The following is a 22,170-nucleotide window of genomic DNA, read 5'->3' on the forward strand; positions in this document are numbered from 1 at the left end:
GATGCAGCGCTACCATTCTCAGGATTAAAAACCTATATGAACCCTTACCTAAGCTATAAACTAAAGATTCTTTCTTTATTTGCCATTCTGCTGGTTGTCTATATTCATGCCTACACCTTCGACCTAGCACTCGACACAGGCGCTCTAACCGACCAGAAGAACTACAACAGCTTCATACAAGATTTTATTTCGCAAGGAGTGGCACGCATTGCGGTTCCGCTTTTTTTTGCCATCTCGGGCTATCTGTTCTTCCTTAATTTTAAGCCTACAGTAGCAGATTTTTTAAAGAAATACAGGAAGCGGTTTCAGTCTTTGGTTATTCCATTTCTGCTTTGGTCGCTGTACGGGATAGTACTTTATTTTGTGCTGCAGTTGGCACCGAACAGTGAGCTGTTTTTCAAGAACCGCCTCATCCGGAACTTCGACCTGTCGCAGTTTTTCTCGACCTTACTAAACCACCCCATTCCCTACCAGCTCTGGTTTCTTCACGACCTGATTTTTCTGGTGCTGCTCTCGCCCCTGGTGTGGTTATATGTGCGGTACCTGCGGGTACCTGGCATTTTGTTACTGGTGGGGCTGTGGGTATGGCTGTTCAATGTCAATTTATTTCAGACAGAGTCTCTGCTCTTTTTTTCGGTGGGCGCTTATCTTTCGCTTAAACCGGAGGTGCTGCTAAAGGTGCATCAGGGACCTGCTGCATCCATTATATTTTTGGGCTGGCTGCTCCTGATCCTCCTGAAAACCTATTTAAGCCACATCGATTTTGAACCAGTACTGGCAGTGCAGCTGCTGCATAAAGCAGTAATTCTATTCGGATTGGTAGCTAGCTGGATGGCTTTCGACAAGGTATTTGTGCACCAGGAAAAAACGCAGGAAAGTAGGCTTCTTACCTTGGCTTCTTTCTCCTTTTTTATCTACGCCTTCCACGAGCCGGTGCTTACCATTTTCAAAAAAGGCTTGTTTTACCTTTTAGGTACAAGCGATTTCCTGACTCTGCTTGTTTACCTTATAGCTCCTATTTTTATAATAGCTTTAAGTGTGACAGTAGGCATGTTGCTGAAAAAAATACTGCCTGGCTTGTTTGCCTTGTTGACTGGGGGAAGATAACAATTCGCCACTGTAGGAAAGTACCTTCTTCTTTCTTTATTAAGAGGACACACAGGGTGGTCATTCCGAGCTTGTCGAGGAACTATATAGTATATAGCGGTAATAAGTAGTTTCCTCGACTGGCTCGGAATAACAATATATCTTTTGTTTATATATTTAGTCTCCTGCCGCATTTCATTATGAAATGCAGCTACCTAATTATTCTAATGAATTTGGCCTTCCGGAGGCGAAAAAGAAATGCGGAACCTAAGGCTTTCGTAGTGAAGTGCTCCTGCACCACATTATCCATAATTTCAAATTTTGAATTGGGCGAAGCTTACTCCTTCCCTCTCATCTTCTTTTCCATGGCATCCCACAGCTCCTTCGGCACCTGGTCAAAAGAATTAAACTCTCCGGCTCCATACAACCATTCACCACCGTCGATAGTGATAACCTCTCCATTTACAAACCCGGCGTAATCCGATACCAGGTAAGCTGCCAGGTTCGCCAGCTCCTGATGCTCCCCAAACCGACCCACCGGGATACGCTTTAAGGGATCTATCTGCTCCGCCAGTTGCTTTGGAAATAACCGGGTCCACGCACCTTCTGTAGGAAACGGACCTGGTGCAATGGCATTAGAACGAATTCCGTATTTCGCCCACTCAGAAGCAAGCGAGCGGGTAAGGGCAAGCACTCCGGCTTTGGCACAGGCCGAAGGCACCACATAGCCGGAGCCGGTCCAGGCGTAGGTGGTTACAATGTTGAGCACGGAGGCGGGCTGTTGTTTCTCAATCCAGTGTTTACCTAAGGCCAGCGTGCAGTTGTAGCTGCCTTTCAGCACAATGTCGGTTACTACATCAAAAGCCTTGTTGGTGAGCCTTTCGGTAGGGCTTACAAAATTACCTGCAGCGTTGTTTACCAGTACATCCACCTGCCCAAACTGGGCCAAGCTTTTTTCCAGCATCGCCTCTACCTCCAGGTATTTCCGCACATCGCAGGCAACGGGCAGTACTTTGCCTCCAGTTTCCTGCATCAGCTCCGCTGCAGCCTGCTCCAGCACTTCCTGTTTGCGGCTGGCGATAACGGCATTAGCACCCAATTCCAAAAAGTATTTTACCATGGAGCGGCCCAAACCTGTGCCTCCACCGGTTACCAGAATTGTTTTACCTGCGAGGGCACCCTCTTTTAACATTGGTTCTGCTTTCATCGTACGGTTTGTTTATGTAACTTTTGCTGCCGGAAACTTCTTTGGCCTGTTCCTGTACACATACCTAATTCCTACTGAAACTGTTGTCATATTCAATTCATGAATCTAATGTAGCTTGTATGGACAAATCTCAATACGAAAAAGAGCTGAAAGATGCAGCTGATGGCCTTTTAATGTTAAGCGAAACCGAGACGCCTCTCGAATTTTTCTGGCAGGAGCTCCCTGATAATGAGGTCTCTGACACCGCAATGGTTGCCCGATGGGGCGGAAAGGCATCTGGGAAGGATGTACACGTGGAGGAACTTGATTATTTCTTCCGAAACATGACCAACCCGCACCCCGATGCAGGAGATGCCATGCACCAAATTTCGGCAAGATACAAGCAACTTGTTGCCAAGCTGAAAGACTTGCTGGAAGACGTGAAAGTATATAAAATGGAAAACCAGGGATTTGATGTTTTTATTATCGGAAAAACGCCCAGTGGGGAATATGCCGGCTACAGAACGCTTGTGGTGGAAACCTGAAGCAAACCACAACTGCTTTCTTTCAGGAAGTAATTCTTCTAATGAAAAAGACCTTCCGGAGGTAAAAACCTAGGATTAAGACTTAGGGTATTGCAAATGGTAAGCGTCTATCATCCCATTAATCAACCTTAATATTAAAAAAGAACCGCCCCCTAGCTAAATGCCAGGAGGGCGGTTCTTTTTTATAGTAACCAGCGGTTATTGCGTTGGCCCTTCATCTACCCGGGCTTCTATAACTGCCTGCACTGCTACCGAAACATTGGAGAGCAGGTCGTAGCCTGTTTTTGCCTCTATAGCATCTACGGTAGTGCGGTAGTTGGCCCAGGAGGAGTTCACAGTATTAAAATTTGGTGTATCTACGGCAATTACACGCGTTTCGGTGGTGACACGGTTTACATCGTCTATGCCTATTGGTAGCACCACTATCACCTTCCAGATTCGGTTTGGCACTGTAATTTTACCATTGGCAATGGTTTGTTTAAAGCCATTGCTACCTTCTCCGCCCTTGCCATAACTTCCCATAATGATGTAAAGCTCATTCCCCTCATCCACTAGCTTTCGGCAGTAGCTCTCGAGGCTGGCCCAGGTCCGTTGGTTGTTATTAGGTGCCTGAGGCATCATGTTCGTCATCAGGAAGGTGCTGGAATTATCTTCGGCAGTTAAGGTACGGTCGGCAGACGGACAGTTATGCCCCCTGTCGAAGCCACTCCCAGTGTAATCGGTAGTAACAACTTTATAGAAATTGGCGGGCAAGGTATTGTCTGCTCTGAAATTATCTTGTCGGGGGGCATCGCCAATCCAGGCACTGCTCAAATGCCAGCTTACCCAGTTTGGAGTGCCCCGGTAGTTGTTGTAAGACAGGCTGTACTGTGGCTTCTCAAGAAGGTAATTCTCAAAGGAGGTACCTGCGCCACTGGGATTTCCGAGTGCCAGGTGTGCATCCTGGGTAGGCTTATTAGGTGCGGTGGCAATCTTTTCGGCGCAACCAGACAGCACCGTAAGTACCACAAAAAAGAGTTTGACGAACTGTAATTTTGGAAACATAAAGTAAGCTAAAAATGAATTTTAACCGAAACTACGGTATCTGCGGCACCAAAACAAAAAAACCTTGCTGCGCTATTGCGGCACCATGCGGGCTAAAACTCTAAATCTCCACAAGTTCCTCCACAACAAGCAGTCTTTGCTGTTTCTGACTTTTTTACCGCACTAAAAATTTTCAGACAAAGCAGAAGCCACCAAATGGTTTAAAAAACTCAGGGGATTTGTTCCCAAGTCCACCATAAGTTCAAAAGGTAATATACTTCAGGAAAGTTAAAACCTTAGAAATGGTCCTGCAACAGCTTATGCGCCGCCAGAATACCACTCAGGCAGGTACCCGAAATTCCCTGGCCCGGATACACCGTATCCCCGCAAACATAGGCACCTTTCTGATCCAGGCGGGCGTCTTTCATTTGCCAGGGCTTAATGTTGCGGTACTGCGGGTAACCACCTACCATGCCAAAAGCCCGCTCCGTCCAAAACTGCCAGGCACCTGGCGTAGCGGATTGCCTGTACACAATGTTCTCCGCTTTAATCAAGCCTGCTGCAACAAGCACCTCAATAATGGCATCCTCCAGCACCTTTTTATCGCGGATTATCTGGCGCTCCGGGTCCTGAATATGAGTACTAATTGAGGCAACGATTTGCTTCTCCGGCGCCCTTAGCGTGTCTTTCGGGTGACTGAAACTAACAAAAACGCTTTTGCTTTTTATTTGTGGCAGCCCCTCCGGCACATGTACCTGGTGGTGCAGCACTTGCTGGGGCGGAAGGCCTTGTAATACAAGTCCCATGGTAAAGGCCCCATTCAGTTTAGCCGAAGGAAGCAGGTACGGCGCCAGCTTTTGCTGCACCTTTGAGTCGCTGAACAAAGCCTGCGTGTTGTTCAGCGGCAGCCCACTAATTATAAAGCGGCTTCTGAAGCTTTTGGTGTTAGTTTGTACTTGGTAGCCATCCTGATCTGGCAGCACCTGGCGCACGGTTTGGCGGTAGAGCACTGCAGAACCCTCTCCAGTAATATAATTTACGAGCGGAGTCACAAGGTTAATTAAGCCGCCATCCAGGTAATAATTTCCAAACAAAGTATAGCATAAGGCGGTGGCACCAAAGAGCACATTCACCTCCCCCATATAATTTTGCGCCGTTATCAGCAATTGCTCGTTCACAAAATCGACAAAGAGCTGGTTCTCGAGCAAACCATACTGCTTTAGCAACTGCTCCACCGTCTGGAAAGCAACAGGTAACAACCGGACCTGGCCAGGCCGGATGTGCGGCAGGGAATGCCATACATCGCGGAAGTTAGAAAACGGGAAGCTTTTTTGCTGCAACGAGACCTGCCACACCTGCTTGCTAATACGGAGGCAGTGTTCCCAGAACGCACGCTGCTGGTGCTTGCCAAAGACTCTCTCCGCCTCCCGTACCCACTCTGGCAACGACTGGTACCGCATTAGCGTCTGCCCATTGGGTAAGTGCACCTGCATCGGAATGTCTAACTTACGCACCGGTATTTCCAGCTCCAGCTTATCGAGGAGGTAACGCAGCGGCATGTGCTCATCTAACCCCACCAACGTGGTAGCTCCTGTTTCAAACATGTAACCCTTGCGGTAGTAGGAACTGGCACAGCCACCCGGGTAATTGGCCTGCTCCAGCACACATACCTGTAGCCCTTGCTTTACCAACAGCGCCGCCGCCGACAACGAACCAAATCCAGAACCAATTAGAATTACATCATAAGTCATGTTTATTCCTTTTGATAGGTAGAACCGAATTCTACTGGTTTTGTTACCATTTGCGGCCCTTCCACCAGCTTACGAATAAATTTCAGCAATTTTAGCCTGTTCATTTTTAGAAGGATAACCGCAAAGGGCAGTGAAGCAGATAAATTCTGGTAATTTTGCAATAGATTGAAGAAAGCACTTTATTTCTTCGCTTAATTGAAAATGAGAACAACGGCTGATATAAGTATAATGGGGTGTGGCTGGCTTGGCTTGCCTCTGGCTGAACGAATGGTGCAAAGTGGCTATCGGGTAAACGGCTCTACCACCACGCCTGCTAAAGTGCAAGTGCTAGAAGAAAAACAAATTGCGCCCTTCCTGCTCAACTTAGACGAAGAGCCGCTACCGCAGGATGCATTAGCTAGTTTTCTGAACACTAAGGTTCTGGTTATAAATATTCCGCCTCGCATACGTGCCGGCCAGGGCGACCAGCTACTACCGAAGCTTCATGTACTGCGTAGGGCCATGCTTCAGTCTCCTGTAAGCCGGGTTTTATTTATTAGTTCTACAGCAGTGTACCCTGACCTGAACCGCATTGTAACCGAAGAAGATATTTTGCATACCGAAACACAGGAACCGGAAAACGTATTGCTGCAGGCGGAGAAGTTGTTTCAGGACCGGGAAGACTGGGTTACTACCATCGTGCGCTTTGGCGGACTGGTTGGTGGCTCCAGGCAGCCGGGCCGCTTTATGGCTGGCAAAGAAAATCTGCCAGATGGCGATGCTCCTGTGAACCTGATTCACCAGGAGGATTGTGTAGCTGTGTTGCATCGCATTGTAGCACAGGACAAATGGGGAGCCGTTTACAACGCCTGTGCCGATGAGCATCCAAGCCGGCAGGATTTTTATACAGCCGCAGCACTGGCCATAGGGGCCATCCCTCCTACTTTCCAGGCCATGCAGAAAACAAAGTTCAAGCGCATTAACAGCGAGAAATTAAAAAAGGACCTGGCTTATCACTTTCTGCACCCAGACCCCATGCAGTTCTTTTAAATGTGGCCATAGGAGAAAATTAGAAAATTTACCTCCAGAAGGCAATTTTTATTAGAATAATTGGGTAGTGATAGTAAGATTGAAGTTAAACTAAAGCAAGTAATTGGGAATGAACATAGTGGTGATAGGCGGAGGAGCTGCCGGTTTTTTTGGAGCAATAGCCTGTGCTGAGGCAAATAAAGGGGCCCATGTAGTCTTGCTCGAAAAAACGCAGAAGTTACTCTCCAAGGTGCGGGTATCGGGTGGTGGGCGTTGCAATGTAACACATAACTGTTTTGTGCCCTCTCTCTTCTCGCAGCACTATCCTCGCGGGGCCAAGCCACTGAAAGAAACTTTTAAAACTTTTGGAGCAAAAGAAACAATAGCCTGGTTTGAGCAGCGTGGCGTAAAACTGAAAACCGAATCGGACGGCCGCATGTTCCCCACAACAGATAATTCTGAAACAATTGTGGAGTGCCTGCAACAGGCAGCCCAGGACGCAGGAGTAAAAATTAAGACTGGCGCTGGCGTAGAGAAAATTGAGGTGCTACCAGACCAGCCGCCCAACAAACCTCAATTTGAGTTGCACCTAGGTAATGGTCACAAAATGCAGGTTCATAAGGTATTGGTGTGCACTGGTGGCAGTCCTAAAGAAACCAGTTATGACTGGCTAAAAGCCTTGGGGCATACTATACAGCACCCGGTGCCTTCGCTGTTTACATTCAATGTGCCGACTTCTCCGCTTAAAGATCTGCAAGGTATATCTGTGCCAAAGGCAAAGGTTCGGGTGGCAGGGCAAAAGCTAGAGTACGAGGGACCACTCCTGATTACCCACTGGGGCTATAGTGGCCCGGCAGTCCTCAAACTCTCGGCATGGGGGGCACGGCTTTTTCATGAGCAGCAATATCATTTCACGGTGCTCATCAACTGGATTCCGGAGTTTACTGAAGAAACACTGCGCGAGCACCTGGCGCAGTACCGGCAGGCGCATCCTAAAAAAGTGGTCGCCACCAATCCGCTTTTTGGTCTGCCGCAGCGCCTCTGGAAAGCCCTAATTGTATTGGCTGATATTCCTGCTGAAGTAAGGTGGGCCGAGCTTCCGGCAAAAAATACGAATAAACTGGTGGAGGCACTGCTTCGGGCAGAGTTCGAAGTGAAAGGCAAAACCACTTTTAAGGAAGAGTTTGTAACCTGCGGCGGCATAGACCTGAGCCAGGTAAACATGCGTACTATGGAGAGTCGCCTGCAGCCTGGTTTGTTTTTCGCAGGCGAGGTGCTGGACATTGATGGCATTACAGGAGGCTTTAATTTTCAGGCTGCCTGGACCACCGGTTACCTGGCCGGAACAGCCATGGCGAAGGATACAATTTCAGCAAAATAGCACTGCTCCTGGTGGAAACAAAAAGTTTGTAATACGAGTACAACAGGTTTACAAACTATTAATGTAAACAAAACTATGGAAATCAATAAAGAAATTGTTTCGACAGTACACCACCTTATAGAGCGATGCAAAGACGGAGCAAAAGGCTTTAAAACAGCATCTGAAGATATAGAAGATAAAAATTTAAAGGACCTTTTCAGAAAATATGCTGTACAACGCGACAGCATGATTACTGAGCTTCAGGACCAGCTCCACAAGTTCGGCAAATCCGATGATGAGTCCAGCTCCATTGAAGGAACCATTCACCGTGCCTGGATTGATTTGAAATCTGCCTTAACTTCTAAAGACACCAAACGTGTGCTGGAAGAGTGCGAGCGCGGCGAAGATTACGCCCTCAAAGCTTACCAGGAAGCGCTGAACGCAGATCTGCCAACGGAGCTAAAAGCTGTGGTAGAGCAACAGTACAAAGATGTTAAAAATGCCCACGACCACATCCGCGATCTGCGCGATAATGCTTAATTTTGTGGCGCATAAATTAGTGAAAGAGAGGAGCTTCGGCTCCTTTTTTATTTTCTGCCTGCCACGCCCTCTTGTACCAGGCCTCAAATGGACAAGACCTCGAAACTCATTTTTTGCCTCTGGAAGGCCTTTTTCATTAGAATAATTTAATTTATTAGCCCCTAAAATGCGAGAAGCCTGGTATCCGTCTGATACCAAGCTTCTCATTTAACTGCGTAAACAGTTAAAAATCTTCCAACCTTTTTATTATACTTTCTTTACGCCTGCTACCTGAATAAAGTTAAGTCTAGGGCTAAAAAAAGAGGCCAGGAAATAACCTGGCCTCTAACTTATTGATTTATAAAGCTATTTATTGTAGCCTTAGAATCTTTTTCTTCTGAAGCCACGGCTGTCGCCATCTCTGTCGCCACCACTACGTTCGTTGCGGCCACCTTTGCCACCGAAACGGCTACCGCCGCCGCCACCATAGTTGCCACGGCTGCCACGGTCTCTGTCGCCACCGAAGCCACCGCGGTCACCACCGCTAAATCCGCCTCGGCCACCTTCAGCGGCACCGGAACCTTTTTTCTGGGCTTTCTCGATGCTCACCATGCGGCCTTCTACTTCTATGCGGCCCATGCTTTGCACGATATCGGCTGTGTACTCACTAGGTACTTCCACAAAGCTGAACTTATCGTACAGGTCGATGTCGCCAACTTTACCGGCTGGTATGCTGCTGTTGTTGGAAAGAAGCTCGATGAGGTCGCGTGGGTGCACACGATCTTTTTTACCAATGGTGATAAATAAACGATCGAAGCCATCTTTCGATTTGCCAAGACCTTTTTCAGCTTCCATGCCCTGTTCTTTTGTTTTGGCTTCTTTCATGCTCATTTTAAGCAAAGCAGCTGCCACCTCAAGAGAAGTAAATTCTTCGTTCTCAGCAATAAAGCGCTCTATACGGCTCAGGTGTTTAGTAAGTGAGCCTTTGGCAAGTACTTCTTTTACTTTACCGAAAAATACGTTGGTGCGAATTTCGTTTACGTCTTCATAAGTAGGCACCTGCTGCATCACGATTTTAGCTTTCGTGTAGCGCATGATGTCCTTCAGTTTATAAACGTCTGTTCTACCGCCTACAAAAGAGAAGGCTTTACCTGATTTACCGGCACGGCCTGTACGGCCAATACGGTGCACATAAGCTTCTTCGTCTTGCGGCAGATCGTAGTTAAATACAGCTTCTACGTTGTCAACGTCCAGTCCACGGGCAGCCACGTCGGTAGCTACCAGTATCTCAAGGGTGGTGTTGCGGAATTTTTGCATCACGTTAGAACGCTGGTTCTGGTTCATGTCGCCATGCAAACCATCGGCAAAGTAGCCACGAGCCTGCAGGTTCGATACCAGTTCATCCACCATGCGTTTGGTATTACAAAACACAATGGCAGATTTCAGGTTGTACATATCGAGCAAGCGAGAAAGCACTTCACCTTTCATGCTGCTGCGCACTTCAAAGTAAACCTGCTCAATATTCTCTACTGTCAGCTCCGTGTGTACTACCTTTACTACCACCGGGTCGGTCTGGTAAGCTTTGGTAAGCTCCATGATCGGCTTAGACATGGTAGCAGAGAAGAATATCGTCTGGCGATCTTCTGGGATCTGCTTCAGCACAAACTCAATGTCTTCACGGAAACCCATGTCGAGCATTTCGTCTGCTTCATCCAGAATTATTTTTTTAACATTGTCCAGTACCAGGGTACCGCGCTCGATATGGTCCATTACACGACCTGGCGTTCCGATTACAATTTGTACACCCTGCTTAAGGGCACGCAACTGGCGCTCGTATGGCTGACCACCGTAGATCGGCACCACGCTAATGCCTGGCTTGTACTTGGCTAATTTCTGAATTTCGCCCGAAACTTGGATAGCAAGTTCGCGGGTAGGGCACAAAATAAGCGCCTGCACACTGCGATTGCTTTCATCTATTCCCTCAATAGTCGGGATGCCAAAGGCGGCAGTTTTACCGGTTCCTGTTTGAGCCTGCCCAATAATATCGCGGCCTTCTAAAACAATGGGAATGGCTTGTGTCTGAATGGGAGAGGCTTCTTCGAAGCCCATGTCAGCGACAGCGCGCTGTACTTCCGGCGAAAGCGGAAGCTCATCAAATCTGATTTTGTTCATCTGGTTTATTTTACCTTTTTTAACTATCTGGAGGCAGCCTGCTTTTAACCTTTCTCTTACGTAAAATTATAAGAGCGAAACGAAGAAATAAAAACAACTAGTCATGCCAAACAGTGGGTATTCCAGTTATACAGTACTTTCAGACCGAATCCAAATCTGGCGCAAAGGTACGGATTTAATCTGAGCAAAGCTAATAACACGTTTTAATATATCAGTTTGGGCATTTGAAGAATATCTAACTTAATATTTTTCACTTAATAAGTTGTATTTTAATTATAGTTCCAACATCAATAAAGTTTTGTTTCTTTTTCACCACCTAAAAGCTTCTTTTCACCCAACCTATTCAGAATCTGGCGTTTTATTTTCGAATCATAACATATTTTTAGAATAGGCTACGTAATACTAAGCAGGGAAGCCCGCTATATAGTGGTCTGTTAATGATGGATACTGCGCACTGAGATTTCTTAAAGAAAAGCAAAATAATCTTCAGACTGGCTTACCTGCTATCCTCTCTGGTACAACGCGTGCAGGAGGCTAGATAGCACCCTGGATGTGCAGTACTTTCCCGACAGTACTGTTTCACTGATTCCATTTTATGTAGAACCCTTTTTACTAACTATACTCATGTTACATTTCTCTAAAATTTCGTTCAAGGGTAAAGATTTTAATATCATCGCGTCTGGTGCGCTGGCTTTTAAGATTCATAATAAAATTTTGAAAGAAGATTGCTTTCAGCAGGACACACAAATAAGCCGCCACATGTTGCTAGGCAACAGTTCTATGCCAGCTTCTACCCCAGGTCAGAAAAAGATTTTTTACGTTATCATCTCCGATTTAGACAAAATTAACACAGCATCGCTTTGCCGCATGATAGCCAAAGAGCGTGCAAATGGCGGATACGCTGTGTGCCAGATTATTCCTATGCTCTACAACGAGCCCTCGTTCAGAGCCCTTAAAATGCTTCGGCAGACTTTCGACGAAGTGCTTGAGCTGAGCAAGTTTAACATAAACACCAGCAAAGCGCTTATAAACACCGAACAGCAGAATTGCATCATTACCGACTACAGCCTCTCCATGGCACGCATTATGTACCAGGTTTGTGTGAAAGATTTTTCTTCCGCTGCCACAGAAGCCTCTCCTAAAGAAAGCGTGTATGTAGGTGTGTAACGTCATCTTAATTTACAGGGCCTTATGCTCCAAAAGCTGATTCTGGCTCCCGGAGCCCGTTTTCATTAGCATAATTTCTGAATTAGTTTGTGGCGTTAAAATAAACAGTCACAACAGCTTTGCCACGATGTAAAAAGTGGTGATCGAAAGCTGTGCAAATAAATTATGCTAATGAAAAGAGGCTCCCGGAGCTGTAGAATCAGTTTGTAACCTTTGCCTTTTTCCAGCAAAGAAAAGAGCTCTTGGCTTGCCCGAGCCGCTGATTCGCTTGTATCTTTAGGGTACAAATGAACCAGATGCTTCACAATGCCTTCTACTTTTAAAATTTACTCTTCCTCTGCAGGGTCCGGTAAAACCTACCACCTGACAATGGAATACCTGAAGCTGGCGCTCCACACGCCGGACCCTGATTACTATCGCTCCATTTTGGCTATCACGTTTACCAACGATGCGGCAGCCGAAATGAAAGACCGTATTCTGGCGGCACTGCGCGGGTTTAACGATGCATCGGCTTCAGAAAAAGAGATGGCAAAAAGTGAGTTTTTACTGGAGGCGATAACAACAGACCTCCAGCAAGAAAGCCCGGAAGAAAGGCTGGATAAGGAAGAGGTGCGCCTGCGCGCAGCCAAAGTATTTCGGCAAATTCTCTACAACTACAGCGACTTTAGTGTAAGCACCATCGATAGTTTTGTGAACAAGATTGTGCAGGCTTTTACGCGCGAGCTTAATATTCCGCACAACTTCGAAGTAGACCTCGATTCGCAAACGCTCGTGGACACTGCTGTGCAGCTCCTGCTCGACAAGGTAACCAGCAATAAAGGCGACCTGCTATCGGAGACGCTGGAGCAGTATGCCCTCGAAAAAGCGCGCGAAGGCCGCAGCTGGAACACACTGCCCGACGACCTGTCTGATTTCGCTAAAAACCTGCTGAACGAGCAGGTATACGAAGCCGTAACAGACCTGCAGGAACTGACGCTGGAAGACTTTAAAACAATTCGGGGAGAACTGCTCCAGACAAAACAACAAATAGAAGAAGCTGTGCAGGAAGCAGCTAGTCAAGGCTTGGCCGCCATAGAACAAGCTGGCCTTACTCCTGCCAATTTTTACCAGAGCACCCGTGGCATAGTGGGGTACTTCAGCAAATTTGCGAGGGAGGCAGACCTGAGCTACGGCAACAACTACGCCCGGCAAACCGTGGAAGACAACAAATGGTATGCAGGTAAAGCCACAACCGCCACAAAAGCCCAAATCGATAGCATAAGTGGGCAACTGACGGAGCTGTACGAGCACATTGAGGGAATAAAAGAAAATTTTGCCGGCACTGCCGCCCTAATCAAAGCCGTAGTGCCGCACCTCTACAAAATCTCGGTGCTAAACGAGCTGGAGAAGTGTCTGCAGGAAATAAAGCTCGATAAAAACACAGTGCACATCTCGGAGTTTAACAAGCGAATAATCGACATTGTGCTGCAGGAGCCGGTACCGTTTATTTATGAGCGACTAGGGGAGAAATACAATCACATTCTGATAGATGAATTTCAGGACACCTCTGTTTTACAGTGGAACAACCTGCTGCCCCTCGTAGACAATGCACTGGCATCAGGGCACTTCAGTATGGTGGTAGGTGATGCCAAGCAGGCGATTTACCGTTGGCGAGGAGGCGAAATGGAGCAGATTCTGCACCTGTATAAAGGTAGCACCGAGCGCCTGTACCAGAACCGCAGGCACGGCCAACTGGTGCGGGAGCGGTATGAGTCCGTCAACCATTCGCTCGCTCCTGCCGACCTAAACACCAATTACCGGAGCCGCGCCGAAATCATCGACTTCAACAACGAGCTGTTTACCTTTGTAAGCCGGGAGCACAAAGAGTACCAGATGTTCGGGGCCATTTACGACGACAACTTTCGGCAGCAAGTGCCGGTGGGCAGCGATAAAAAAGGTGGGCACATTCAGGTCATGTTTACCTATCCGGAAGATTCGAATTACAAATACGACCTGGGCTCCTGCTCCCGTACCGAAGAATTGTATGAAGGCTACACCCGGCCGGAGATACTAAGTTATGATGAGAGCATGCTCAACATGGTGCTACAGCTTGTGCAGCAGGGCCTGCACGATGGGTATAACCTGAAGGACATGGCCATTTTGTGCCGCACCAACAGCAAAAGCAAGCTCATTGCTAATTTTTTGAAAGAACGGCGCTACGACATTATTTCACAAGACTCGCTCTCGCTGCAGTTTGCCGAAGTCGTGAACCTGATCATTGCCCTGTTCCGGGTTTTTAACCGCCCTAACGATTCGCTGGCGAAGTCGGAGGCACTGTACCTGGTTTGTGCCGTGGCTTTGGAGGTTATTCCGGACACCTCTATGACGCAGCGTATTGCTGAAATTGCTAAAAAACCAGACCCGCAGGCATTCTTCGACCAGCTACGCGTGTTTGGTTTTGATGTAAAGGAACGGGAAACAGGCAACCTGTCTATCTACGAACTTACCGAGCAGCTGATCCGCATTTTTAGGCTGCTCGACTACAACAACGAGTGCGAATACCTGTTCCGCTTCCTGGACCTGGTGCTGGAGTACAGCCTCAAAAACAGTAACAACCTGAACAACTTTCTTGGTTATTGGGAGGTGCAGAAAGAGAGGCTAAGTATTAACACCCCTAAAGACCGCAATGCCATCACCATTACCAGCATTCATAAGTCAAAGGGCCTCGCCTACCCTATCGTTATCATTCCGTTTGCCGACTGGAGTACAGAACCTATGACGCGTGCCCTCATGTGGAGCCAGTTGCCGGAGGAGGTAAGCGTAACCGGCAAGTTGCGCAGTGTGGCAGTTAACATAAGTTCTAAACTGGAGACAACAGTGCTGGGGTCGCAGTACCAAACAGAAATAGAAAAGACCTTTATCGAAAACCTGAACATGCTCTACGTGGCCCTCACCCGCCCCATAGACCGCCTCTACCTGATTGGCAATGGCAAAGACCTGCTGGACAATAAGAAGGCCGCCAGAGCCCTGGAAGGTTCAGTTAAAAACATTAGCCACCTGCTTTACCGGTTCCTGGTGCACAAGGAGTTGTGGCAACCAGAGCAGTTCTGTTACCAATTGGCCCGCGGCAACCAGTCGCAACAGCCGCACTCGGCATCCGGAGAGGATCAAACCTTTCAGTTGGTGCACCTGGTTACCTCCGACTGGGCTTCCAGGCTACAGCTAAAGCAGCACGCCAACAACGTCTTCGACTTTGAGACACAGACAAAGCAGCGCGCGCTGAACAAGAAACTACATTACGCGCTCTCCCGCCTGCTAACAGCAAAACAACTAGACCAGGTGCTGCGGCAAATGGTGTACGAAGGCCTTATAAGCGAACGCGAAAAACCAAACCTTCTCAAACGCCTGAAACCTATTATTCAGCACCCTAAACTGCAGCACTATTTTTCGGAGAAAGTAGTGGTAGAGCACGAAAAGGAGCTGCTCGATGCGCGAGCTTATCTTTACAAGCCGGATCGTGTGGTGTTTGATGGGGCACAGGTAGTGCTAGTCGAGTTTAAGTTGCCCCCACCGGAGCCGGAGCACCGGAACAAGCTTGATCATTATGCCGTGCGGTTCAAGCAGCTTGGCTACGAAAAGGTACATTGCGTGCTGTATTACTTCGATACGGAGCAGGTGCTGGAGTGGGGCTATGGCAGCAAATCGAACCAGATCGGGCTGGCGCTGTAGGTGGATGCCTTAAATCTGGGACTCCGGATCTTAAATTCTTTAATGAGGAACATACCCATTAGGTTTTGAAAAGCTGCCAGTCCAGCACTAATCAAACATTGCCTTTAAAATGCTCTGAAAGGCTCTTTTTATTAGAATAATTTGAATCTGCAGAGGCTCAATAATTTAAAAAGCAAAAGTTAAGTAAGATTGGACTGTAGCCGTTTTTCTAAGGCACAGAGTCAGTAGGTGTAGTACGCCTTCCCTCCTGTTTTGCCTTAAACGAGATTATGCTAATGAAAAATGCCTTCCAGAGATAATTCCTATATAAACGGCTTGAGGCTTGTGCTACCACCATCCGTGATTAAACAACTAGCTAAAGAAATTTTTAACAGTATTAATCATCCGTTTACCCGAAATTGAAGAGTTAGTTTAAGCTGAATTTTTATTTTTCATATAATTATGAAACTTGATCAGTTATTTTTCTAAAATCACGTAATAAACCTGTTTGGCATCTTGATCTAACAGCAACTTAGAGTCATCATGCCCGATCAAGTTTCAAGCTTGACTTGGACCGAATTCATCTGTACTAAAATATCTATTGTAAGAAGGCTATGCCGTTCTCAGCTGCTTGTGAACGGATGAGGCGTATCATAACATATGCAGAATTATCAGAATCACACAGTTAACCTATCTAACTGCGATACAGAACCAATACATTTAATTGGACAAATACAACCTCACGGATTTATGGTCGTGATGGATAGCAATACTTTTAGAGTAGAACAAGTTAGCCAGAACCTGGGCAATTTTATACTCGGTCTGGAACCTGAGCTGTTGATCGGAGCATTGCCCGATGCACTTTGCAACCTTGGTGAGTATCCGGTACTGGAGGCGCAACTGCAGGCATCAACTGTGTTAAATCCACAATTGCTTACCCTGAAGGGGAAGCAATTTTTTGGTTTTCTACATGAATCGGCCGGCAAGCTTGTGCTGGAATGTGAACCATACGAACAAACGACCGACCAGAAACGGTTTGAGAGGACCTTTAATTTCGAAGAGTTTCAAACAGCCCTAAACAACCTGGAGCCACTAGACCAACTGGCGCAGATTCTGGTTTCCTACGTGCAACGCCTGCTCGATTATGATCGGGTGATGATGTACGTGTTTGATGAGGATTGGCATGGCGAAGTGATTGCCGAAAAAGTAAAGCCGGGCGTGAAATCTTACCTTCACCATCATTTCCCTTCAACAGATATTCCGGAGCCAGCCAGAGCCTTACTTCAGAAAAAACATGTGCGGCAGATTCCTGACATCAAGGCGCAAGCCGTAAAAATTGTGCCCTACCTGAACCCGGTTACCGGCGAGCCCTCCAATATTATATTGTCCGAACTCCGGAACCCTTCTGAGATACACCTGGAGTATCTGCACAATATGGAAGCCTTTGCCACACTTTCTGTCTCTATTCTGGTAAAAGGCAAACTGTGGGGTATAATCGCATGTCAGCACAGGCAGCCAAAGTTTATTAATTACTGGTTGCGGCAAAATTGCAATGTGGCTGCAAAATCTTTTGCCAATGCAGTGCTGGCCTCCCAGGAAATGCGTGATGTTACAGAACTGGATCAGTACAAGAAAATAGAAGAGGCGCTTATTAACCAGATGATAGAAACCGAAAGCATCGAAAAAGGCCTGTTTAAAGGCCAATACTCGCTGCTCGACATCACAACTTGTTCAGGTGCCGCTATTTTCACAAACAACAATCTTTCCACTGTTGGAATAGTGCCGGAGCAGGAGCAAATCATGCAATTGGTGAACTGGTTATCCAAGCATAACAACGAACGCATATTTTACACAAGGGAACTGGCTAAGCAATATCCTGCAGCAACAGACTTTCAGACCATTGCCAGTGGCCTACTTGCCCTCGAAATTTCTAAATATAATAAAGAGTACATCCTTTACTTTAAGCCAGAAATAAGAGAAAGTATTGTGTGGGCCGGCAGGCCTGACAAGCCGGAATTAGACGAAACCGATACCAAGCTAATACCGCGTAAGTCCTTTGAAACCTGGGTGGAGATTGTTAAAGGAAAATCGCTTGCCTGGACCTTAAACGAGCTCGAAGTTGCCCAACTGCTGCTGAAAGACGTTATTGCGCTAATTCTGCGTAACCAGACAAACCAACTCAAGCAGCTCAACAAAGATCTTTTGGAATCTTCGGATGACCTGAGAAGAAAAAATGAGCGCCTAGAAGATTTTGCCTACATCATAACGCATAACCTGCGCTCACCAATGAGCAACATCAAAGGCTTGTACAACCTCTATGAAGCAGAACCCAACCAGGAAACCGGTGAGGAAGTGATGCAACACATGAACAGAGTCATTGACAATATGGCGGCAACCATAGACGACCTGAACATGATCTTGCAGACTACCCTGGACCAGCAGTTAACCCAGGTTGAGGTACAGATTGCTGAGTTGATCGACAAAGAAAAGCAGAACCTGGAAGCAGCTATAAAGGGGAAAGGTGCCCGGATATTCACGGAGCTGGAAGTGCCACAGGTGCGTATGTCTAAAGTATACATGGAAAGCCTGCTGCACAACCTGCTGTCTAATGCCATAAAATACAGCTCGCCTGAGAGACCGCCGCAGGTGCATATCCGTACCTGGTGCCAGGGCGGGAGCTTTTGCTTGTCTGTTTCCGACAATGGCCTGGGGTTAGATATGAAGCGTTTTGGAGAAAAGATTTTTGGCTTGTATAAAACCTTCCATGAAAACAAAGACGCCAAGGGTCTGGGCTTGTATATGACACGCATGCAGATAGAGGCGCTGGGAGGAACTATAGAGGTGGAAAGTCAACCCGACAGAGGCACAACCTTTACAGTACGCTTCGCGGCTCAGACGTAAGTTATTCCCCTTTTAGACTTTTGGCCCACAAGAAGATAAAATCAATCGCGTTCCTGGGTTAAAAGTGCTTTCTTTGCCGTTGGTAACAACAAAACGAATATTGGCGATGGAACAGCGGATTACCCTCATTACTCTTGGAGTAAAGAACCTGCAGCGGTCAAGAGATTTTTACAAGAACGTATTTGGTTGGGAGCAAACCGCAGCCAGCACCGACGGCATTATTTTTATGCAGCTGAATGGCATACAGCTGGCGCTTTTCCCGCAGGAGTCTTTGGCCGACGATGCGGGTGTGGCAGCAGACGGCAAAGGCTTCAGAGGCTTTTCGCTGGCGCATAATGTGCGGTCGGAGAAGGAAGTAGATGAGCTGGTAGCACAGCTGGAGCACAAAGGTGCACGCGTTCTGAAACGACCGGAGAAAGTATTTTGGGGCGGCTACAGCAGCTACATTGCCGACCCGGATGACAACCTGTGGGAAATTGCCTACAACCCGTTTTTGCCTTTAGACGAAGGAGACAAACAGAGATAAGGTTAAGCAGTATCGTTGGTTTTCTTGCCTTTGCTCTGCTACTGTTGCGGCAGCGTAAGCCTGCTGGCTTGCCAGAAGGAGAGAGAAAATGCTGCAGCCATCATTACCGAATGCCTGCACAGGCAAGAAAAAATTTTCTTGCCTGTGCACACCAATTATTCTAATGAAACAGCCCTCCCTGAGACGAAATTAAAGTAAGGACGCCTCCTCCTTTCTCAGGTTTTCCTTAAGAAAACTCATTTAAAATAGTTCTCATTTTCGCCTTTCCGCTAACTTCGTACTCATCTTATAACTTCTTTATCTTCCTATACCGGTGCAGACTTTCCTGGAGCTTACGGCCAAATACGTTTATGAAAAGTACAAAGAGAACATCAGCGAACTTTGTATTATTCTGCCTTCGCGCAGGGCCAGCTTCTTTTTCAAAAATGCCCTTGCCCAGGCGGCACCGGAGCCCATCTGGTCGCCTGAAGTGGCCGGTATGGAAGACTTTATCTGCAAGCTGGCAAATGTGGATGTGCTGGAGCCGATTAACCTGCAGCTGGAGCTATACGACCTGATGCGCGAGCAGGACCCTACTCTCGATTTTGATCAGTTTGTAACCTGGGGCGGCACGCTGCTAGACGATTTCAGCCGTATAGATCAGAATCTGGTAGACACCACCAAGCTGTTTGATTATTTGTCAGAAGCCAAGGCGCTGGAGCGTTGGGACCCTAAATTCCTGGGCAAGTCGATGTCGCCACGCATGAAAAAATACTTCAGCCTCTGGGACAACATTGAAAAAACGTACCAGAACCTGCAGAAGCGACTGCACCGCAACAAGCAGGCTTATACAGGAATGGCCTTCCGGAAAGTTGCTGAAAACATAAACCGTATTGCCAAGGAACCCTCCTGTTTCCAATATATCTTCATAGGATTGAATGCCCTGACTCAGTCAGAAGAAGTCATTATAAAGTCGCTGCTGAAGCATAACAAAGCAGAGGTGCTTTTCGACAGCGATGATTTTTACATGGAGCCGGATTCCCCGAATCGTGCCGGCAGCTTTTTGCGCAAGTACAAGAGCAGCTGGAATTTGCCGGAGTGGCGCTGGCAGCAAAACCTGCTTTTAACCAGTCAAAAAGAAATAAACGTAATTGGCGTGGCTAACGCCAGTATGCAGGGAAAGCTGGCCGGGCAACTGTTGCAGGAAATAAGGCAGCAGGATAAGCACTCTCAAACGGCCATCATTCTGCCAGACGAAACCTTGCTACTGCCTGTACTGCACTCCATACCAGATGAGGTGCCGAACTATAACGTAACCATGGGTTTGAGCTTTAAAGGCACTCCCCTGTTCAACCTGATCGACCTGTTGTTTGAGGTGCACCTGACAGGAGTTACGCAACTGCAGGATGTTGGCTACAAAGTGTACCAGTACCACCACCAGTCGGTGACGAAGCTTCTCACCCATCCTTTTATAAGGCGGTACGAACTGTACCTGAACGAGCAGCCGGAGCAGAAAAAGCACCATGGTTTTATTCAGAAGGTAGTAGATAAAATTGTGGCTGATAACCGTGTGCTGATCACGGCACAGGATCTGCTGGAGATGGGGCAGCATCAACCTTTATTTGAGACCCTCTTCAAGACTTGGCGCGACTGCGACGATATTGTGTCGGCTATGTACAGCCTGATCGATTTGCTGCGTGAAGTATATAGTCACCAGCCAAACACCATCGAAACAGAATACCTCTACATTTTTTATACGCTGGTGAAGCGGCTGGACACGATATTCGATTGCCGGGAGCACAAAATCGGGGTGCGCAGCTTCCGAAAATTCCTATACGAACTCATTTCTTCTACCCGCTTGCCTTTTAGCGGAGAACCGGTTTCAGAAGTGCAGATTATGGGTATGCTCGAAACACGTGCGCTCGACTTTGAGAACGTCATCATTTTATCGGTAAACGAAAACACGCTGCCGGCTCCCAAACGGCATGAGTCGCTGATGCCTTACGATGTGCTGCGGCAATTTGGCCTGCCTACCTATTCTGAAACAGAGGGCGCTATGGCCTATAACTTTTACCGGCTGCTGCAGCGTGCCAAACGCGTAAACTTACTCTACGTGCTCCCCTCCGACACCTACGGCTCTGGCGAGAAAAGCCGTTTTATACTGCAACTGCAGAACGACCTGGCCCTGCGTAACCCGCTCCTTAAATTCAGGGACCTGACTGCGGTGGTAGAGCAGCAGCAAACTAAAAAGTACAACGAAGACATCCGGATAGAGAAAGATCTGCAGACACTGGAGCAACTAAAGCTAGAGCTTAAAAAAGGGCTCTACCCGTCGCACCTGAACATGTACATTAACTGTTCCCTACAATATTACTTTAGTCGCATTGCCAAAATTCAGGAAATAGATGAGGTTGAGGAACAGCTTGGCACCGATAAGTTTGGCACACTGGTGCACCAGGTGCTCGAAGACTTTTTTAAACCCTTTGTAGAAAGTGGCCTGCCAATTACCGGGCCTGACGTAGCGCACATGTTGCAGCAATTGCCTGCACAAGTGCGCAAAGAGTTTGTGGCAGCTACCAGAGGGGCTACTCCAGACCGGGGCATGAACTACCTCCTCTTTAAAGTGGCGGTTGAGGTGCTGGAAAAATACCTGACGAACCTGCAGGAGTCGCCTGAATTGCCACTCTATGTGCTCAAACTTGAAGATACTTTGTCTGCCTTGCTTCCGGTGCAGGTTGGTGAGGAGGAAATTATGGTTCGGGTGGCAGGCAAGGCCGACCGCATTGACCTGACAGGTCAGGAGCTTCGCATTATCGACTATAAAACTGGAAAGGTAGAACGGAATCAATTAGTGGTAAAGCCAGAAGAAGTGGAACTGCATTTTACCACAGATCCGAAATACGACAAGGCCCGCCAGCTCTGGCTGTACCAGTACATTCTGCAACGGACACTACAGCAGGACCCTGGTTCCATTCTACCCTTCGGGCTGCAGGTTAAGCCAGCGGATCTTCTCCCTAAATCCGGCATTCTATCTTTCCGGAATTTAGATGCAGGAGTTCTTTCGTCGGAGTTTAATTTTACAGAAGCGGATGGCACCACTCCTGCTAACTTTATGGAGACTTCAGAAACTTTGCTATCTAATTTTGTGCGCCGCATGCTAGACCCCGGAGAGCCTATCCGAAAAACCAATGACTTGGATGTTTGCCAATGGTGTGCTTACAAAGGAATTTGCGCCAGATAAAAAGCCTTAGTTTTATAGA

The 22,170-nt window shown here is 47.3% G+C and carries 14 protein-coding genes; 10 read left to right on the forward strand and 4 right to left on the reverse strand.

The window, feature by feature from the left end:
- The first annotated feature begins 36 nt into the window (after positions 1–36).
- Complete coding sequence (locus ACMA1I_RS03120) at positions 37–1,107, forward strand: acyltransferase (protein WP_337066797.1); 1,071 nt, start codon at positions 37–39, stop codon at positions 1,105–1,107.
- A 316-nt stretch (positions 1,108–1,423) separates the two neighbouring features.
- Here the strand turns inward: ACMA1I_RS03120 and ACMA1I_RS03125 are convergent, their stop codons facing one another.
- Positions 1,424–2,293 (reverse strand): SDR family oxidoreductase, encoded by an 870-nt coding sequence (locus tag ACMA1I_RS03125; protein WP_337066798.1) that lies wholly within the window; start codon positions 2,291–2,293, stop codon positions 1,424–1,426.
- Between the two features lie 119 nt (positions 2,294–2,412).
- Here ACMA1I_RS03125 and ACMA1I_RS03130 point away from each other — a divergent pair, with 119 nt between their 5' ends.
- A complete protein-coding gene (locus ACMA1I_RS03130) occupies positions 2,413–2,817 on the forward strand; it encodes a nuclease A inhibitor family protein (protein ID WP_337066799.1) in 405 nt (134 codons plus the stop codon).
- 198 nt (positions 2,818–3,015) lie between these two features.
- Here ACMA1I_RS03130 and ACMA1I_RS03135 read toward each other — a convergent pair whose 3' ends face one another.
- A complete protein-coding gene (locus ACMA1I_RS03135) occupies positions 3,016–3,861 on the reverse strand; it encodes a DNA/RNA non-specific endonuclease (RefSeq protein WP_337066800.1) in 846 nt (281 codons plus the stop codon).
- Between the two features lie 275 nt (positions 3,862–4,136).
- A complete protein-coding gene (locus ACMA1I_RS03140; protein WP_337066801.1) occupies positions 4,137–5,591 on the reverse strand; it encodes an NAD(P)/FAD-dependent oxidoreductase in 1,455 nt (484 codons plus the stop codon).
- A 201-nt stretch (positions 5,592–5,792) separates the two neighbouring features.
- Between ACMA1I_RS03140 and ACMA1I_RS03145 the strand changes: the two genes are divergently transcribed.
- The 3 genes from ACMA1I_RS03145 to ACMA1I_RS03155 all read left to right on the forward strand — a co-directional run bounded on the left by ACMA1I_RS03145 (position 5,793) and on the right by ACMA1I_RS03155 (position 8,499).
- Entirely contained in the window at positions 5,793–6,620 is an 828-nt protein-coding gene (locus ACMA1I_RS03145; protein WP_337066802.1) for an SDR family oxidoreductase, read from the forward strand.
- A 109-nt stretch (positions 6,621–6,729) separates the two neighbouring features.
- A complete protein-coding gene (locus ACMA1I_RS03150; protein ID WP_337067097.1) occupies positions 6,730–7,980 on the forward strand; it encodes an NAD(P)/FAD-dependent oxidoreductase in 1,251 nt (416 codons plus the stop codon).
- A gap of 75 nt (positions 7,981–8,055) precedes the next feature.
- Positions 8,056–8,499, forward strand: a complete 444-nt coding sequence (locus ACMA1I_RS03155) for a PA2169 family four-helix-bundle protein (protein ID WP_337066803.1) — start codon at positions 8,056–8,058, stop codon at positions 8,497–8,499.
- A gap of 360 nt (positions 8,500–8,859) precedes the next feature.
- On the opposite strand, the gene ACMA1I_RS03160 is transcribed toward ACMA1I_RS03155, so the two are convergent.
- On the reverse strand, positions 8,860–10,650 hold the full coding sequence (locus ACMA1I_RS03160) for a DEAD/DEAH box helicase (RefSeq protein WP_337066804.1): 1,791 nt from the start codon (positions 10,648–10,650) through the stop codon (positions 8,860–8,862).
- A gap of 624 nt (positions 10,651–11,274) precedes the next feature.
- Between ACMA1I_RS03160 and ACMA1I_RS03165 the strand changes: the two genes are divergently transcribed.
- The 5 genes from ACMA1I_RS03165 (at position 11,275) to ACMA1I_RS03185 (ending at position 22,151) form a co-directional block, all read left to right on the forward strand.
- Positions 11,275–11,817: a hypothetical protein gene (locus ACMA1I_RS03165; RefSeq protein WP_337066805.1), complete on the forward strand. Its 543-nt coding sequence runs from the start codon at positions 11,275–11,277 to the stop codon at positions 11,815–11,817.
- 306 nt (positions 11,818–12,123) lie between these two features.
- Positions 12,124–15,525 carry a UvrD-helicase domain-containing protein gene (locus ACMA1I_RS03170; RefSeq protein ID WP_337066806.1) on the forward strand — a complete coding sequence of 1,134 codons (3,402 nt, stop codon included), beginning with the start codon at positions 12,124–12,126 and terminating at the stop codon, positions 15,523–15,525.
- A 639-nt stretch (positions 15,526–16,164) separates the two neighbouring features.
- Positions 16,165–18,405 (forward strand): ATP-binding protein, encoded by a 2,241-nt coding sequence (locus ACMA1I_RS03175; RefSeq protein ID WP_337066807.1) that lies wholly within the window; start codon positions 16,165–16,167, stop codon positions 18,403–18,405.
- Positions 18,406–18,511: 106 nt separating this feature from the next.
- The gene (locus tag ACMA1I_RS03180) at positions 18,512–18,931 is read left to right on the forward strand and encodes a VOC family protein (RefSeq protein WP_337066808.1); all 420 of its coding nucleotides are present in this window, start codon (positions 18,512–18,514) and stop codon (positions 18,929–18,931) included.
- 313 nt (positions 18,932–19,244) lie between these two features.
- The gene (locus tag ACMA1I_RS03185) at positions 19,245–22,151 is read left to right on the forward strand and encodes a PD-(D/E)XK nuclease family protein (RefSeq protein ID WP_337066809.1); all 2,907 of its coding nucleotides are present in this window, start codon (positions 19,245–19,247) and stop codon (positions 22,149–22,151) included.
- The last annotated feature ends 19 nt before the right edge of the window (positions 22,152–22,170 follow it).

This window comes from Pontibacter sp. 13R65 (assembly GCF_047525655.1).
GTDB lineage: Bacteria > Bacteroidota > Bacteroidia > Cytophagales > Hymenobacteraceae > Pontibacter.